Origin of the sequence: Amycolatopsis azurea DSM 43854, assembly GCF_001995215.1 — a bacterium.
Lineage (GTDB): Bacteria > Actinomycetota > Actinomycetes > Mycobacteriales > Pseudonocardiaceae > Amycolatopsis > Amycolatopsis azurea.
The window spans coordinates 120100-134067 of record NZ_MUXN01000014.1 but is presented as its reverse complement, the minus strand read 5'-3'; the positions used below and the strand labels follow the sequence as shown (position 1 = coordinate 134067).

General features: G+C 67.8%; 17 protein-coding genes and 3 tRNA genes. 16 read left to right on the top strand and 4 right to left on the bottom strand.

Features of this window, described 5'->3' with window-relative positions:
- Nucleotides 1-44: 44 nt before the first annotated feature.
- The 5 genes from B0293_RS19255 to B0293_RS19235 all read left to right on the top strand — a co-directional run bounded on the left by B0293_RS19255 (nucleotide 45) and on the right by B0293_RS19235 (nucleotide 1389).
- Nucleotides 45-117, top strand: a tRNA-Thr gene (locus tag B0293_RS19255).
- Nucleotides 118-167: 50 nt separating this feature from the next.
- A tRNA-Met gene (locus B0293_RS19250) sits at nucleotides 168-240 on the top strand.
- Between the two features lie 45 nt (nucleotides 241-285).
- Entirely contained in the window at nucleotides 286-450 is a 165-nt protein-coding gene (gene rpmG / locus B0293_RS19245) for a 50S ribosomal protein L33 (RefSeq protein WP_005152047.1), read from the top strand.
- 88 nt (nucleotides 451-538) lie between these two features.
- The gene (locus tag B0293_RS19240; protein WP_005152049.1) at nucleotides 539-988 is read left to right on the top strand and encodes a MaoC family dehydratase N-terminal domain-containing protein; all 450 of its coding nucleotides are present in this window, start codon (nucleotides 539-541) and stop codon (nucleotides 986-988) included.
- Nucleotides 985-1389, top strand: coding sequence for a MaoC family dehydratase (locus B0293_RS19235; protein WP_005152051.1), 405 nt, complete (start codon nucleotides 985-987; stop codon nucleotides 1387-1389). Before B0293_RS19240 ends, B0293_RS19235 begins: the two co-directional genes overlap by 4 nt.
- Nucleotides 1390-1812: 423 nt before the next feature.
- Here B0293_RS19235 and B0293_RS19230 read toward each other — a convergent pair whose 3' ends face one another.
- Nucleotides 1813-2745 (bottom strand): SGNH/GDSL hydrolase family protein, encoded by a 933-nt coding sequence (locus tag B0293_RS19230; RefSeq protein WP_005152053.1) that lies wholly within the window; start codon nucleotides 2743-2745, stop codon nucleotides 1813-1815.
- 118 nt (nucleotides 2746-2863) lie between these two features.
- Here B0293_RS19230 and B0293_RS19225 point away from each other — a divergent pair, with 118 nt between their 5' ends.
- Nucleotides 2864-3079 (top strand): hypothetical protein, encoded by a 216-nt coding sequence (locus B0293_RS19225; RefSeq protein ID WP_005152054.1) that lies wholly within the window; start codon nucleotides 2864-2866, stop codon nucleotides 3077-3079.
- A 34-nt stretch (nucleotides 3080-3113) separates the two neighbouring features.
- Here B0293_RS19225 and B0293_RS19220 read toward each other — a convergent pair whose 3' ends face one another.
- Both B0293_RS19220 and B0293_RS19215 read right to left on the bottom strand, forming a co-directional pair.
- Nucleotides 3114-4010, bottom strand: a complete 897-nt coding sequence (locus B0293_RS19220; protein ID WP_005152055.1) for a TIGR03619 family F420-dependent LLM class oxidoreductase — start codon at nucleotides 4008-4010, stop codon at nucleotides 3114-3116.
- A complete protein-coding gene (locus B0293_RS19215; protein WP_005152057.1) occupies nucleotides 4007-5236 on the bottom strand; it encodes a pyridoxal phosphate-dependent aminotransferase in 1230 nt (409 codons plus the stop codon). Before B0293_RS19215 ends, B0293_RS19220 begins: the two co-directional genes overlap by 4 nt.
- Nucleotides 5237-5441: 205 nt before the next feature.
- Here B0293_RS19215 and B0293_RS19210 point away from each other — a divergent pair.
- The 6 genes from B0293_RS19210 (at nucleotide 5442) to B0293_RS19185 (ending at nucleotide 9075) form a co-directional block, all read left to right on the top strand.
- Nucleotides 5442-5514 (top strand) — tRNA-Trp (locus B0293_RS19210).
- A gap of 27 nt (nucleotides 5515-5541) precedes the next feature.
- Nucleotides 5542-5994 (top strand): preprotein translocase subunit SecE, encoded by a 453-nt coding sequence (gene secE, locus B0293_RS19205; RefSeq protein WP_007031001.1) that lies wholly within the window; start codon nucleotides 5542-5544, stop codon nucleotides 5992-5994.
- Nucleotides 5995-6070: 76 nt separating this feature from the next.
- On the top strand, nucleotides 6071-6925 hold the full coding sequence (nusG, locus tag B0293_RS19200; RefSeq protein ID WP_005152060.1) for a transcription termination/antitermination protein NusG: 855 nt from the start codon (nucleotides 6071-6073) through the stop codon (nucleotides 6923-6925).
- Between the two features lie 78 nt (nucleotides 6926-7003).
- Complete coding sequence (rplK, locus tag B0293_RS19195; RefSeq protein ID WP_005152062.1) at nucleotides 7004-7438, top strand: 50S ribosomal protein L11; 435 nt, start codon at nucleotides 7004-7006, stop codon at nucleotides 7436-7438.
- Nucleotides 7439-7519: 81 nt separating this feature from the next.
- Entirely contained in the window at nucleotides 7520-8233 is a 714-nt protein-coding gene (rplA, locus tag B0293_RS19190; protein ID WP_005152063.1) for a 50S ribosomal protein L1, read from the top strand.
- Between the two features lie 77 nt (nucleotides 8234-8310).
- Entirely contained in the window at nucleotides 8311-9075 is a 765-nt protein-coding gene (locus tag B0293_RS19185; protein ID WP_005152065.1) for an alpha/beta fold hydrolase, read from the top strand.
- Nucleotides 9076-9320: 245 nt separating this feature from the next.
- Here B0293_RS19185 and B0293_RS19180 read toward each other — a convergent pair whose 3' ends face one another.
- Nucleotides 9321-10166, bottom strand: coding sequence for a hypothetical protein (locus B0293_RS19180; protein WP_005152067.1), 846 nt, complete (start codon nucleotides 10164-10166; stop codon nucleotides 9321-9323).
- A 328-nt stretch (nucleotides 10167-10494) separates the two neighbouring features.
- On the opposite strand from B0293_RS19180, the gene rplJ reads away from it, so the two are divergent.
- The 4 genes from rplJ to B0293_RS19160 all read left to right on the top strand — a co-directional run bounded on the left by rplJ (nucleotide 10495) and on the right by B0293_RS19160 (nucleotide 13968).
- Nucleotides 10495-11046: a 50S ribosomal protein L10 gene (rplJ, locus tag B0293_RS19175; protein ID WP_005152070.1), complete on the top strand. Its 552-nt coding sequence runs from the start codon at nucleotides 10495-10497 to the stop codon at nucleotides 11044-11046.
- Nucleotides 11047-11094: 48 nt separating this feature from the next.
- Nucleotides 11095-11481: a 50S ribosomal protein L7/L12 gene (gene rplL / locus B0293_RS19170; protein ID WP_005152072.1), complete on the top strand. Its 387-nt coding sequence runs from the start codon at nucleotides 11095-11097 to the stop codon at nucleotides 11479-11481.
- A gap of 523 nt (nucleotides 11482-12004) precedes the next feature.
- On the top strand, nucleotides 12005-13177 hold the full coding sequence (locus B0293_RS19165; RefSeq protein WP_005152073.1) for an ABC transporter ATP-binding protein: 1173 nt from the start codon (nucleotides 12005-12007) through the stop codon (nucleotides 13175-13177).
- A gap of 38 nt (nucleotides 13178-13215) precedes the next feature.
- The gene (locus tag B0293_RS19160; RefSeq protein WP_020633292.1) at nucleotides 13216-13968 is read left to right on the top strand and encodes an MlaE family ABC transporter permease; all 753 of its coding nucleotides are present in this window, start codon (nucleotides 13216-13218) and stop codon (nucleotides 13966-13968) included.

Sequence of the window (13968 nt, the reverse complement as noted above, 5' to 3'; positions counted from 1 at the left end):
TCGGCAGGCCTGCTAATCTTTCCAAGTCCTCGCGAGAGGGCAAGGCCCCTTTAGCTCAGTCGGTAGAGCGTTTCCATGGTAAGGAAAAGGTCTACGGTTCGATTCCGTAAAGGGGCTCGCAACCTCAACCGCGTCACGCAAGCGTGTCGCGGTTAGGGTTATGTAAGGGCGGTGTAGCTCAGCTGGCAGAGCAAGCGGCTCATAATCGCTGTGTCGCCGGTTCAAGTCCGGCCACCGCTACGCGGTAATCCTGGGTTTCCCAGGCCTAGTAGAGAAGGAAATGCTGTGGCTGCCACTGACGTGCGACCGAAGATCACGCTCGCGTGTGAGGAGTGCAAGCACCGCAACTACATCACCAAGAAGAACCGGCGCAACAACCCGGATCGCCTGGAGATGAAGAAGTTCTGCCCGAACTGCGGTACGCACCGGACTCACAAAGAGACCCGCTGAGCGTCTAGCGGTTCTACCAGTCTTACCCGAAGCCGTCCTGGTCACCAGGGCGGCTTCGAGTATTTTCCGGGTTCGGTAGCCTGCTCGGGTGGCCTTGGACCAGTCGTTCACCGGGCGGGCGTACCCGCCGACCAGTACCTATGAAGTGAGTCGCGAGAAGATCCGGGAGTTCGCCGACGCGCTCGGCGACACGAACCCGCTCTACCGCGACACCGAAGCGGCGAAGGCGGCCGGCTACCCCGACGTCATCGCGCCGCCGACGTTCCTCACGATCATCAACCTCGCGTCGATCAACGCGATCGTCTCCGACCCCGAGCTGGGGCTCGACTATTCACGGATGGTCCACGGCGACCAGCGGTTCACCTACACGCGGCCGGTGCACGCGGGCGACCTCCTGTCGCTCACCACGTACATCGACAACATCATGACCCGCGCCGGGAACGACTTCATCAACCTGCGTGCCGAGATCTCCGGCGCCGACGGCGGCCTGATCGCCACCACGTACGCGCAGCTCGTCGTCCGAGGGGAGGGCGCGTGAGCACGTTCACCGCCGGGGAAGAACTGGCTCCGCTGACCGTCGAGGTCACCAGGGAGCAGCTGGTGCGTTATGCCGGCGCTTCGCTGGACTTCAACCCCATCCACTGGAACGAGGCCTTCGCCAAGGAGGTCGGCCTGCCGGACGTCATCGCGCACGGCATGTTCACCATGGCGCTCGGGTCGAGGCTCGTCACCGACTGGCTCGGCGACCCCGGCCGCCTCGTCGACTACTTCGCGCGCTTCACGCGCCCCGTGGTCGTGCCGAACGACGGCGCCGCGACGATCGAGTTCACCGGGAAGGTCGCCGTGGTCAACGACGACGGCACCGCGCGGGTCGACATCACCGCCAAGTTCGAGGGCAAGGCGGTCCTCGGGAAGGCGCAGGCGGTCGTCCGCGGCTGACCTCAAAGCGATAGCAAGGGACCCTTGCTATCGCCTCTCTCAACGTTGAGAGAAGCGATAGCGAAGGTCCCTTGCTCTCTTTCCGCAGGTCAGCGAGGGTGTGCAGGAACCAGGTTGCCTCGCGTAGCGCTTCGAAGGGCGCTTCGCAGGCTTAAGAGGGGCTGCTTCGCGCGCTTAAGCGGCCTTAAGAGCACGCGATGTCGGACCCGTGAAGCCGACTGTGTGGATTTTGGGGCGTCAGATGACCCGAAATCCACACAGTCCGCATGGCCGGGCCAGTCACGCGGGTGGATGGACAGAAACATGAGGGGTGTGTGGAAATAGGGACACTGAGCGTCCCTATTTCCACACACCCCTCACTCTGCGCAACACCGTTCGTGTACTGCCAGTAATGATCCTCAGCCAATAGCGTCGCTTCGCGAGCTACGCGACCTTCAGCAGCTTCTCGACGACCTCCGCCATCCCTTCCTCACCCCGCGCGTTCGGATGCAGCGGCGCGGCGGGGACCGAGGGCGCCGGGCCCTCCACCCACCGCCGGTTCGCCGCGCTGCACATGTCCCGCCCCTTGCTCGCGGTCGACATATCGGCGAAGCCCGCTTCGTGCTCCCGCGCCGTCGCCTGAAGCGTGCTGTTCAACAGCTTCAGCGAGTCGCGGAAGTAGGCCACGTCCCCCTCGCCGACCGGCAGGACCGGCCAGCAGCCCGCGTTGTCGTCCGGAAGCACCGTCGGATACCCGACGACCACGACGCGCGCTTCAGGCGCCTTCGAGCGGATCTGGTCCAGGAGTCCGCCCAGCCGGTCCGCCGCGGTGGTGATCCGCTCGGCGAGCTGGTCGCGTCCACCCGCGTTCAGCCGGGTCTTGCAGGGCGAAGCGGTCTGCTGTTGCGTCGCGCATTGGCCCGCGAGGCCGGCCAGGCCCACATCGTTGCCACCGATCCCGACCGTCACCAGCGTCGTGTCCCCGTTGACCGCGTCGAGCTGCGGAGCGTTCGTGCCGTCCCGGGTCTTCTGCTCGCCGGTGAGATGTTCGGTCGTGGCGCCACCGCAGCTGACGTCGACGAACTCCGCCGGACGCAGCTTCGCGGCGAGCAGGCTCGGGTAGTTGTTGTCCGAGCGGTCGCACCCCGCCGGCGCGCCCACGGCCCGTCCCGTGCCCGGCGACGCCGTATAGGAATCACCCAATGCCACGTACCGGCCCGAGCCCTCCGCCGTGGTCACCCCCGCCGGCGTCACCGACGTCCCTTGCTCCCAAAGGTGGTAAGCGATCCCCAGGACGGACAGCACGATCACCAGGAAGAGGCAGCCGCCGCCAGTTCTCCGCTGCGTCACCCGTTCGTTGTACGCGACCCGGGTCACTTTTGTCATCGGTCCGACCGTCGGTGAACTACGCGTGAACGGGTGATCACCGGTTGCCTGAGACGTGGATCACGTTCAGGGTGGGGCGCGTACCTAGCCCCGAGGAAAGGCGAAAGACGTGAGCCTGAACTTGAACAAGCTGGTCGACAAGGCGTGGGAGGACAAGAGCATCAACGAGCTGCTGGACGCTCCGCCGTCGGCGCTCGAGGGCCTGACCCCGAAACACGACGAACTCCTCGCGGAACTCAAGATCAAGACCGTTCGGGACCTCGGCAACTGGAAGTACGCCGCGAAGGCCCACGCGCTCGTCCAGCTCGCCGACGGCGAATCCTGACCACTGAAGGCCCTTCCCCGGCCGGGAGGGGCCTTCAGTCCTTCGGGACGAGATCGCGCAGCTCGGCGGCGAGATCCAGGGCATGAGCGACGTCCCGCGCGAGGTAGTGCGGGTCGACGAAGGCCTCGGTGATCCCGGTTTCGGCGGCCGCCCCCAGTTGCGCCGCGACGTCCCCGAGGTCCGTGCCGGGTTTCGGGTTGATCCGCAGCACCCGCCGCAGCGTGCCGGGGTCGCGGCCCGCCTGCTCGGCCGCGCTCACCACGGTCTTCCAGAGCTTCGCCAGATACGGCGCGGGCAGTCCGGCGGGCAGCCAGCCGTCCGCCCGGCGGCCGACGCGCTCCAGCGTCGTCGCCGATCGCCCGCCCAGCAACACCGGCGGATGCGGGCTCTGCGCCGGTCGCAGTCCCACCTTCGACGCCGGGATCCGCCAGCGTTCGCCCTCGTGCTCGAAGGGGTCGCCGGTCCAGAACCTCCGGAGGACGTCCAGAAGCTCCTCCAGCTGCCCGCCGCGGCCCTTCCACGGCGTGCCCGTCGCCGTGTACTCGTCGCGAAGCCAGCCGGTGCCCAGCCCGACGTCCAGCCGGCCCCCGCTCACCTGATCCAGCGAAGTGAGCATCCGCGCGAGCACCACGGCCGGGTACACCGTTCCGGTGAGCGTGCTGGTGCCGAGCCGGACCCGCCGCGTGACGCTCGCGGCCGCCGTCAACAGGATCAGCGGATCGCCGAAAGTGACGAATTCGGGCGGGTACGGCCGTTCCGGTGTGCCGCCGGGGTAGAAGTCCGACGGCGAGACCGGGGCCAGCACCCGATCCCCGACCCACAAGGACTCGTACCCGAGTTCCTCGGCCGCCGTGGCGAAACCGGTGACGGCGTCCATCGACGCCAGGGGACCGTACTGCGGAAGGGCGATCCCCAGGCGCATCCCGGTCACCGTGCTTCCGCGAGCAGCCGGCCCATCCTGGTGACCCCCTCGGCGAGATCGTTTTCGTTCAGCGCGTAGGAAATCCGGAAGTACCCGGGTGTGCCGAAAGCCTCGCCGGGCACCACGGCGACTTCGGCCTCGCGCAGGATCAGATCGGCCAGCGCCACCGTGTCCGCCGGACGCTCGCCGCGGATCTCCTTGCCCAGCAACGCTTTGACCGACGGGTACACATAGAAAGCGCCGAGTGGCACCGGAGTCTCCACTCCCGCGATCTCGGAAAGCAGGGAGAGCGCCCTTTTCCGTCGGGTGTCGAACGCCTCGCGCATCGCGTGGACGGCGTCGAGCGGACCGCTCACCGCCGCCAGCGCGGCCCGCTGCGCGACGTTCGAAACGTTGCCGCACAAGTGCGACTGATACGCCGTCGCCGCCTTGATCACGTCCTGCGGGCCGAGCATCCAGCCCACCCGCCAGCCGGTCATCGAGTACGTCTTCGCGACCCCGTTGAGGACGATCGTCCGGTCGGCGAGCTCCGGGACCAAGACCGGCATCGAGGGCGCTTCGGCGCCGTCGTAGACCAGGTGTTCGTAGATCTCGTCGGTGATGACCCAGAGGCCGTTCTCGTGCGCCCAGCGCCCGATCGCCTCGACCTGCTCGCGCGGGTACACCGCGCCCGTCGGGTTCGACGGCGAGACGAACAGCAGCACCTTCGTGCGCGGCGTCCTCGCGGCTTCGAGTTGCTCGACGGTGACCAGGTAACCCGTCGTCTCGTCCGCCGTGACCTGCACTCCGACGCCGCCGGCGAGCGCGATCGACTCGGGATAGGTCGTCCAGTACGGCGCGGGCAGCAGCACCTCGTCGCCCGGGTCGAGCAGCGTCGCGAACGCCGAGTAGACCGCCTGCTTGCCGCCATTGGTCACCAGGACGCGGCCGGGGTCGATCTCGAACCCGGAGTCGCGGACGGTCTTCGCCGCGATCGCCTCGCGCAGCTCCGGCAGCCCGCCCGCGGCGGTGTAGCCGTGGTTGACCTTGTCCCGGACGGCCGCTTCGGCGGCTTCGAGCACGTTGGCGGGGGTGGGGAAATCCGGCTGGCCCGCGCCGAACCCGATCACCGGGCGGCCCTGGGCCTTGAGCTCCCGGGCCTTCGCGTCGACCGCCAGCGTGGCCGACGGCGTGATGCCGCCGATCCGGGCCGAGACGCGGGATGCCGCCGAGGACGAGGGTGCGGGAGCGCTCATGACGACATCGTGGCACGATCATGGGGTCGGCCGTGGGGAGTTTCCCCGCGGAAGGCTGCTCCGCGCCGCTTTGAGGGGCGCGGTTGCGAAGCTGTTCGGGGGTTGCCGTAGACTTCTGGTCTCGGAACGCACTACGGTCATCCCCGCCACGGCGGTGGGGACGATGGAATGCGTCCTCGGGAGCTCCAGAGCATCGGGGCCCCAAAGGGGTGTAGCTCAATTGGCAGAGCAGCGGTCTCCAAAACCGCAGGTTGCAGGTTCAAGTCCTGTCACCCCTGCGTAAGCGAACTGGTGAAGGCGGAGGAGTGGTCGTGAGCGACAGCGACGCCAGCGGTGAGAAGGCGCAGGACGGCGCCGGGCAGAAGCCCGACGAACAGTCCCGCCCGGTGACCGCCGCTGCCCGGCGTGAGCGCCGTGCGTCCGCGCGCCCGTCCGGTAAGGCCGACGCCAAGTCGGACGACAAGACCCGCCCCGCCGGCAAGGCGAAGGCCGGGGACAAGACCGAGAAGTCCAAGGACGCCAAAGGCACGGCGACCCCGAAGCGTGACCGCAAGCCGAAGCAGGCGTCGATCTTCGCCCGGCTGATGCGCTTCATCCGCGAGGTCTGGGCCGAGCTGCGCAAGGTCATCTGGCCGAACCGCAAGCAGATGGTCACCTACACCGCGGTGGTGCTGGTCTTCGTGGTGTTCATGGTGGCGCTGGTGAGCGGCCTCGACCTGGCCTTCAAAGAGGTCGTCGGTGCCGTCTTCGGCAGCTGAGGCAGCCGGTAGCGGTGCTTGAGCGCACCGCACGGTGGCCTGCGCCACGGCAACCGATCAACTGAGAGGACGGAACGTGACCTCCGAGAACGGCACAGCAGCCGGTCATGAGCTGACCGAGCTTTCCGACGAGCAGGTGCACGCGGCACTCGGCGACGAGCAGTCCGAGCACCTGGACTCCGTCGAGGTGCCCGCCACAGGCGACGAGGTCGACGAAGCCGGAGATGTCGCGGAGGCCGACGAGGCGTCCGACGAGACCGACGACGACGCAGCCGACGACACCGCAGCCGAGCCCGAGGCCGACGAGGACGTCGACCCGGTCGCGAAGCTGCGCGCAGAACTCAACGCCGCTCCCGGTGAGTGGTACGTCGTGCACTCGTACGCGGGTTACGAGAACAAGGTGAAGACCAACCTCGAGACCCGTACCCAGACGCTGGACGTCGAGGACTACATCTTCCAGATCGAGGTCCCGACCGAAGAGGTCACCGAGATCAAGAACGGCCAGCGCAAGCAGGTGCAGCGCAAGGTGCTGCCCGGCTACATCCTGGTCCGGATGGACCTGAACGACGCCTCGTGGAGCGCGGTGCGCAACACGCCGGGTGTCACCGGGTTCGTCGGCGCCACGTCGCGCCCGTCGCCGCTGACCGTGGACGAGGTGCTCAAGTTCCTCGCGCCCAAGGTCGAGACGGCCGCCCCGGCCAAGCCCGGCAAGGGCGAGGCCGCTTCCGCCGAGTCGCAGCTGGGCGCTCCCGCGGTCGAGGTGGACTTCGAGGTCGGCGAGTCGGTCACCGTCATGGACGGTCCGTTCGCGACGCTGCCCGCGACGATCTCCGAGGTCAACGTGGACGGACAGAAGCTGAAGGTCCTGGTTTCGATCTTCGGCCGGGAGACCCCGGTCGAGCTGTCGTTCAACCAGGTCTCCAAGATCTGACGGCCGCCAGACGGCCGGCAGTCCCCGCGTACTGGCAGGTGTGCGGGGGACTCAAGTCAGTAAGAAGGATCAAACGAAATGCCACCCAAGAAGAAGAAGCTTGCGGCGATCATCAAGCTGCAGATCAAGGCGGGTGCGGCCAACCCCGCGCCGCCGGTCGGCCCCGCGCTGGGTCAGCACGGCGTCAACATCATGGAGTTCTGCAAGGCCTACAACGCCGCGACCGAGTCGCAGCGCGGGGACGTCGTCCCGGTCGAGATCTCCGTGTACGAAGACCGCACGTTCGACTTCAAGCTCAAGACGCCGCCGGCCGCGAAGCTGCTGCTGAAGGCCGCGGGCGTGGAGAAGGGCTCCGGCGAGCCGCACAAGACCAAGGTCGCCAAGGTCACCTGGGACCAGGTCCGCGACATCGCGAAGACCAAGGAATCCGACCTGAACGCGCACGACATCGACCAGGCCGCGAAGATCATCGCCGGCACCGCCCGCTCGATGGGCATCACGGTCGTCGACTGAGTTCCACCCAGCTCCACCGTGGGAGAGCCAGTGCTGGCTCCAACACCACACTGATCCGTTGAAGAGTTAAGGACAGAAGCAATGCCCAAGCACAGCAAGGCCTACCGTCAGGCTCTTGAGCTGGTGGACCGCGAGCGGCTCTACGCCCCGCTCGACGCCGCGAAGCTGGCCAAGGAGACCTCCTCCAAGAAGATGGACGCCACCGTCGAGGTCGCCATGCGCCTCGGTGTCGACCCTCGCAAGGCCGACCAGATGGTCCGCGGCACCGTGAACCTGCCGCACGGCACCGGTAAGACCGCCCGCGTCATCGTTTTCGCCGTTGGTGACAAGGCCGCCGAGGCCGAGGCCGCCGGCGCGGACGTGGTCGGTACGGACGAACTGATCGAGCGTATCCAGGGTGGCTGGCTCGAGTTCGACGCCGCGATCGCGACGCCGGACCAGATGGCCAAGGTCGGGCGCATCGCCCGCATCCTCGGCCCGCGTGGCCTGATGCCGAACCCGAAGACCGGCACCGTGACCCCCGCGGTCGCGAAGGCCGTGTCGGACATCAAGGGCGGTAAGATCAACTTCCGCGTGGACAAGCAGGCCAACCTGCACTTCGTCATCGGCAAGGCCTCGTTCGACACCGACAAGCTGGTGGAGAACTACGCGGCCGCGCTGGACGAGGTCCTGCGCGCCAAGCCGTCGTCGGCGAAGGGTCGCTACCTGAAGAAGGTCACGATCTCCACGACGATGGGCCCGGGTGTCCCGGTCGACCCGGCCCGGACCCGCAACCTCCTCTCCGAGGACGCGTGAGTCTGAGTTAGACATCACTGAGAAAGGGGCGGTCCCGCTACGGCGGGGGCGCCCCTTTTTCGTGTTTGCTGGAGGGTATGCCTACCTTCGCGACGTTCGACGGGCTCCAGCTGAGCTACACCGTTTGGGAAGGTGAAGGGCGTCCGGTGCTGCTGCAGCACGGTTTCGCCGCGGACACGAACGCCAACTGGATCGCGACCGGCGTCGTCGACACCCTCCAGGACGCCGGACTGCCCGTGATCAGCCTGGACGCGCGCGGGCACGGACGATCGGCGAAACCGCACGACGAGGCCAGCTACGGCGACGACGCGATGGTTCGCGATGTGTCGGCTCTGCTCGACTCCTTGGGCCTCGACGAGGTCTCGATGGTCGGCTACTCGATGGGTGCGATGATCGCGCTCGGCGCGGTGGCCGCCGACCCGCGGATCCGGTGCCTCGCGATCGGCGGGGTCGGCTCGGGGATCGTCGACTTCGGGGGTGTGGACACGCGGGTGGTCACACCGGAGGCGATCAGCGAGGCGTTGCTCGCTTCGGACCCTTCGACGCTGCCGCCGTCTTCGGCGCCTTTCCGGATGCTGGCCGACGCCCTGCGGGCCGACCGGATCGCGCTGGCCGCCGTCGCGCGCGGGACCGCGAACCCGAAACTGGACCTGACCGCGATCGCCGTCCCGACCCTGATCCTGGCCGGGGACGTCGACCCGCTGGCCGCCGAACCCGAACGCCTGGCCGCCGCCATCGCCGGCGCCCGCCTCGTCCGCGTGCCCGGCGATCACCTGGCCGCCGTCATGCACCCCGCCTTCGGCTCCACCCTGACCGGCTTCCTCACCTCGCACGACCTCTGACCGGACCTGCGTTTAGCCCCCTAATCGCGATGCTGCGCGCACTTGCGTTTCGCGGGCTAATCGCGACGCGGGGCACGCGTCGCCTTTAGCGGGCTGATCGCGATCCGCCGGGGCACTTGCGTTTCGCGGGCTGATCGCGATCCGCCGGGGCACTTGCGTTTAGCGGGCAAATCGCGATCCGGCGAGGCACTTGCGTTTAGCCCCTAATCGCGATCCGGTGCCAGGGGAGTCCAGGTCAGCGGGGGTCAGTTCCCGGTGGGCGGGGCGGGGCAGGGCTCGGGGGAGTTCGCGTGGCCGGTGATCAGCCACTGGCCCATCTCGACTTCCTGCAGGGTGAAGCTGCCCAGCAAGGGGCCGCCGCGGATGTTGTACCAGCACGAGTGGATCGTCAGGTTCTGCCGCGGGACCACGCTCGACATCGGGCGGACCGCGTAGATGTACGGCGTGATGTCGGTGACCTTGGCGTTCAGCGCCGGGACGGCGGTCGCGCAGTCCGGGTAGCCGAGGTCGCGGGCGAACTGGGCCTGCGCCTGTTCGGTCATCGCCAGGCAGACTGTTTCGGTGCGGACGTCCGGTGGGTACGGCTTGCCGATCGTGTCGTAGATGGCCCGCACGGCCTCCCACGGGTTGCTCGCAAGCACGCGGTTGGTGTGGTGCTTGCCACCGCCGCCCTGGACGAACGTCGCCGTGTCCTGCCCGGCGTCGCTGGGGAAGATCTGCCGGTAGGCGATCGTCGCGCCGATGCAGATCAGCACGATCACGATCACCCAGGCGAGCAGCTTCCCGCCGAGACGTCGCAGCCAGCGCGGCATGCGCGGGCGGGGGGCGTGCACGAGTTCACCGGGCGGGGGCCCGGGAGGCGCAGGTGGCTGTCCTCCGTAGTGCTGGGTCACGGGCTGCACGGGCTGGGACGGCACGAGGCCCTGATTCTGCGCCTCGGTGAACTTCAGATAGTCCTGGAACTGCTGAAACTGCTGGAACTGGCGCAGTTGCTCCTCGTCCAGCCGAGGCGCGGGCTGACCTCCCGCCTTGGGCTCGATGTCCGTGCCGGGCTCGTTGCCCGGCTTTCCGTCATCACGCTGCTCCGCCACGTCACCATGATGCCTCGCGAGACCCCCGGCGCACTCCGCCGGTCGCGTTTAGCCCGCTGAACGCGCTCTGACCGGACCCCGTGTGAGGGGTGGGAGAGGGGCGCGTATTCTTGTCAAGGTTCTACCGAAGACCGCTGGTCTTCTCCTGGTCGTCTGGCCTGGAGAACGAAGGCCCCGCTAGGGCGGGCGACCCGCGCAGGAGGAACGAGGCTCGCCCACGATGCACGTCGTCGTGTGCCCTGACGCCCCGCGCCTGTCTGCGCTGGGGCGTTTCGTCGTTTCAGGGCTCTCAAGGCCAGTGGATCACTAGCCAAGAGAGGAGGCGACCATGGCGAAGCCCGACAAGGAGGCGGCCGTCGCCGAGATCGCGGAGAGCTTCCGCAGCAGCTCGGCCACAGTCGTTACCCAGTACACCGGCCTCTCCGTGTCCCAGCTGTCCCAGCTGCGCCGCGCTCTCGGCACCAGTGCCAAGTACCGGGTCGCGAAGAACACCCTCGTCAAGCGTGCCGCCACGGACGCGGGCATCGAGGGCCTTGAAGACCTGTTCGTCGGCCCGACCGCGATCGCCTTCGTCGAAGGTGAAGCTGTTGACGCCGCGAAGGCGCTTCGCGACTTCGCGAAGGACAACAACGCGCTTGTGATCAAGGGCGGCTTCATGGACGGCAAGACGCTGTCCGTGGACGAGATCAACCAGATCGCCGATCTCGACAGCCGTGAGGTCCTGCTCGCCAAGGCGGCGGGCGCGTTCAAGGCGAAGCTGTCCCAGGCCGCCGCGCTGTTCCAGGCGCCGGCGTCCCAGGTCGCTCGCCTGGCTGCCGCGCTGGAGGAGAAGCAGCGCAACGCCGGTACCGAAGCAGCCGAAGCACCCGCCGAGAGCTGAACACCCCCCACCCCGAACTTTTAGTTCGTTTCAGAGAGGAAAGCCACCATGGCGAAGCTGAGCACCGCCGAGCTGATCGACGCCTTCAAGGAGCTCACCCTTCTTGAGCTGTCCGAGTTCGTCAAGGAGTTCGAGACCACCTTCGACGTGACCGCGGCCGCCCCGGCTGCCGTCGTCGCCGCCGGCCCGGTCGGCGCCGCCCCGGCCGCCGCCGAGGAGCAGGACGAGTTCGACGTCGTTCTCGAGTCCGCCGGTGACAAGAAGATCCAGGTCATCAAGGTCGTCCGCGAGGTCGTCTCGGGTCTGGGCCTGAAGGAGGCCAAGGAGCTGGTCGAGGCCGCTCCCAAGGCCCTCCTGGAGAAGGTCGACAAGGAGGCCGCCGAGGCCGCCAAGGAGAAGCTCGAGGCCGCGGGCGCCAAGATCGCCATCAAGTGATCTCGGGCGCGTAGCGCCTACCGCAGCACCGCCGAAGGGGCGGGCATCCACTCTGGATGCCCGCCCCTTCGCTGTCTCCAGCCCCCCCGCCCCGACCTGCGTTTAGCGGGCTAATCGCGACGCGTAGCGACGCTAAGCATCTGGCCACCGCCCAGGACCCCGGATCGCGTTTAGCCCGCTAAACGCAGGTCGGGGCGAGACGGGAGCGGGCGGAGGGCTGACCTGCGTTTAGCCCCCTAATCGCGACGCGGCGCCGCGCCGAGCTGGGAGGGGGCCGGGTTGTGGATCTGCGGGCGGGGGTGAGGTGCACTACGGTGCTGCCAGCGGTGCACGGGCAGGCGGCGGGCTGCGCGAAAAGTTACCCGCGGGTCTGGCCAGAAAAGAAAACTGGTGAGTAACCTGTTCGCACTCAGCTCGTTGCACCTGGTTGACGCGGGTATCGCTGCGCGAACGCATGCGTCCTCCCGGGCCAGTGGCACGGGACGGCAGTGCGCGACGACGCGGAACAGCTCCTGGAGGTGCGATGGGTGCCGAGGTGGTCATCGAAGGTCTTTCCAAGTCCTTCGGTAAGCAGGCCATCTGGCGGGACGTCACGCTGACCCTGCCTCCGGGCGAGGTCTCGGCGATGCTCGGACCGTCCGGAACCGGTAAGTCCGTCTTCTTGAAGTCGATGATCGGTCTGCTCAAGCCCGACAAGGGCCGGTGCATGATCAACGGCGTCGACATCGTGACGTGCTCCGAACACCAGCTCTACGAGGTGCGCAAGCTCTTCGGTGTCCTCTTCCAGGACGGCGCCCTCTTCGGCTCGATGAACCTCTACGACAACGTGGCGTTCCCTCTGCGGGAGCACACGAAGAAGTCGGAGACCGAGGTCCGCCGGATCGTGCTCGAGAAACTCGAAATGACCGGTCTCAACGGCGCCGACAAGAAGCTGCCCGGCGAGATCTCCGGCGGTATGCGCAAGCGCGCCGGCCTCGCCCGCGCCCTGGTGCTGGACCCGCAGATCATCCTGGTCGACGAGCCGGACTCCGGTCTCGACCCGGTCCGCACCACCTACATCTCCCAGCTCTTCCTGGACGTCAACGCGCAGATCGACGCGACGTTCCTGATCGTCACGCACAACATCAACCTCGCCCGCACCGTCCCGGACAACCTGGGCATGCTGTTCCGCAAGGAACTGGTCATGTTCGGCCCGCGCGAGGTGTTGCTGACCAGCGAGGAGCCGGTCGTCAAGCAGTTCCTCAACGGCAAGATGGACGGCCCGATCGGCATGAGCGAGGAGAAGGACTCGGCCCAGCTCGCCGCGGAACGCGCGATGTTCGAGGCCGGTCACCACTCGGGCGGTGTCGAGGACGTCAGCGGAGTGCCGCCGCAGATGCAGCCGACGCCCGGCGTGCCGACCCGGATGGGCGCGGTCCGCCGCAAGGACCGCGTCATGCAGATCCTGTCCGGTCTCCCGCACGAAGCGCAGCAGAGCATCATCGAGTCGCTCTCCCCCGAGGAGCAGCAGCGGTACGGCGTCCGCCCGCAGCGGCTCGCCGCGGCGGGGCACCGTTCCGCGCCGCAGAACGACGGCCCGATGCCGAACCACCACCAGGGTCAGCTGCCCGACGACCAGGTCGCCTCCATCCCGCATCCGGGGAGACCGGGCAACCACCGCTTGCGGCCGCATGATCCGGGGTCAGGTGGCGCGTGAGCTCTCCCGCTTCATCGGCGAAGATCCCCGGAATCGGCATGTTGCGCGAGACCGGGAACCTGTTCGCTCTCGGCCTCGACATCGTTCGTGGCATCTTCCAGCGCCCGTTCCAGCTGCGGGAGTTCATCCAGCAGGCCTGGTTCATCGCGAGCGTCACGATCCTGCCGACGGCGCTCGTCGCGATCCCGTTCGGCGCGGTCATCTCGCTGCAGTTCGGTTCGCTCGCCCGCCAGCTCGGCGCCCAGTCCTACACGGGCGCCGGGTCGGTGCTCGCCACCGTGCAGCAGGCCAGTCCGCTGGTCACGGCGCTGCTGGTCGCGGGCGCCGGCGGTAGCGCCGTCTGCGCCGACATCGGCGCGCGGACCATCCGTGAAGAGATCGACGCCATGGAGGTGCTCGGCGTCTCCGCGGTGCAGCGGCTGATCGTGCCGCGTGTGCTCGCGATGATGTTGGTGGCGCTCCTGCTGAACGGCATGGTCAGCGTCATCGGCGTGCTCGGCGGCTACTTCTTCAACGTCGTCCTCCAGGGCGGGACGCCGGGCGCGTACCTGGCGAGCTTCTCCGCGCTGGCCCAGCTGCCGGACCTCTGGGTCGGCGAGCTGAAGGCGCTGATCTTCGGCTTCATCGCCGCGGTCGTCGCCTCCTACCGGGGACTGAACCCGTCCGGCGGCCCGAAGGGCGTCGGCGACGCGGTGAACCAGTCGGTCGTCATCACGTTCCTCATGCTGTTCGTGGTGAACTTCGTGATCACGCTGATCTACCTGCAGATCGTGCCCGGAAAGCTGGACTGA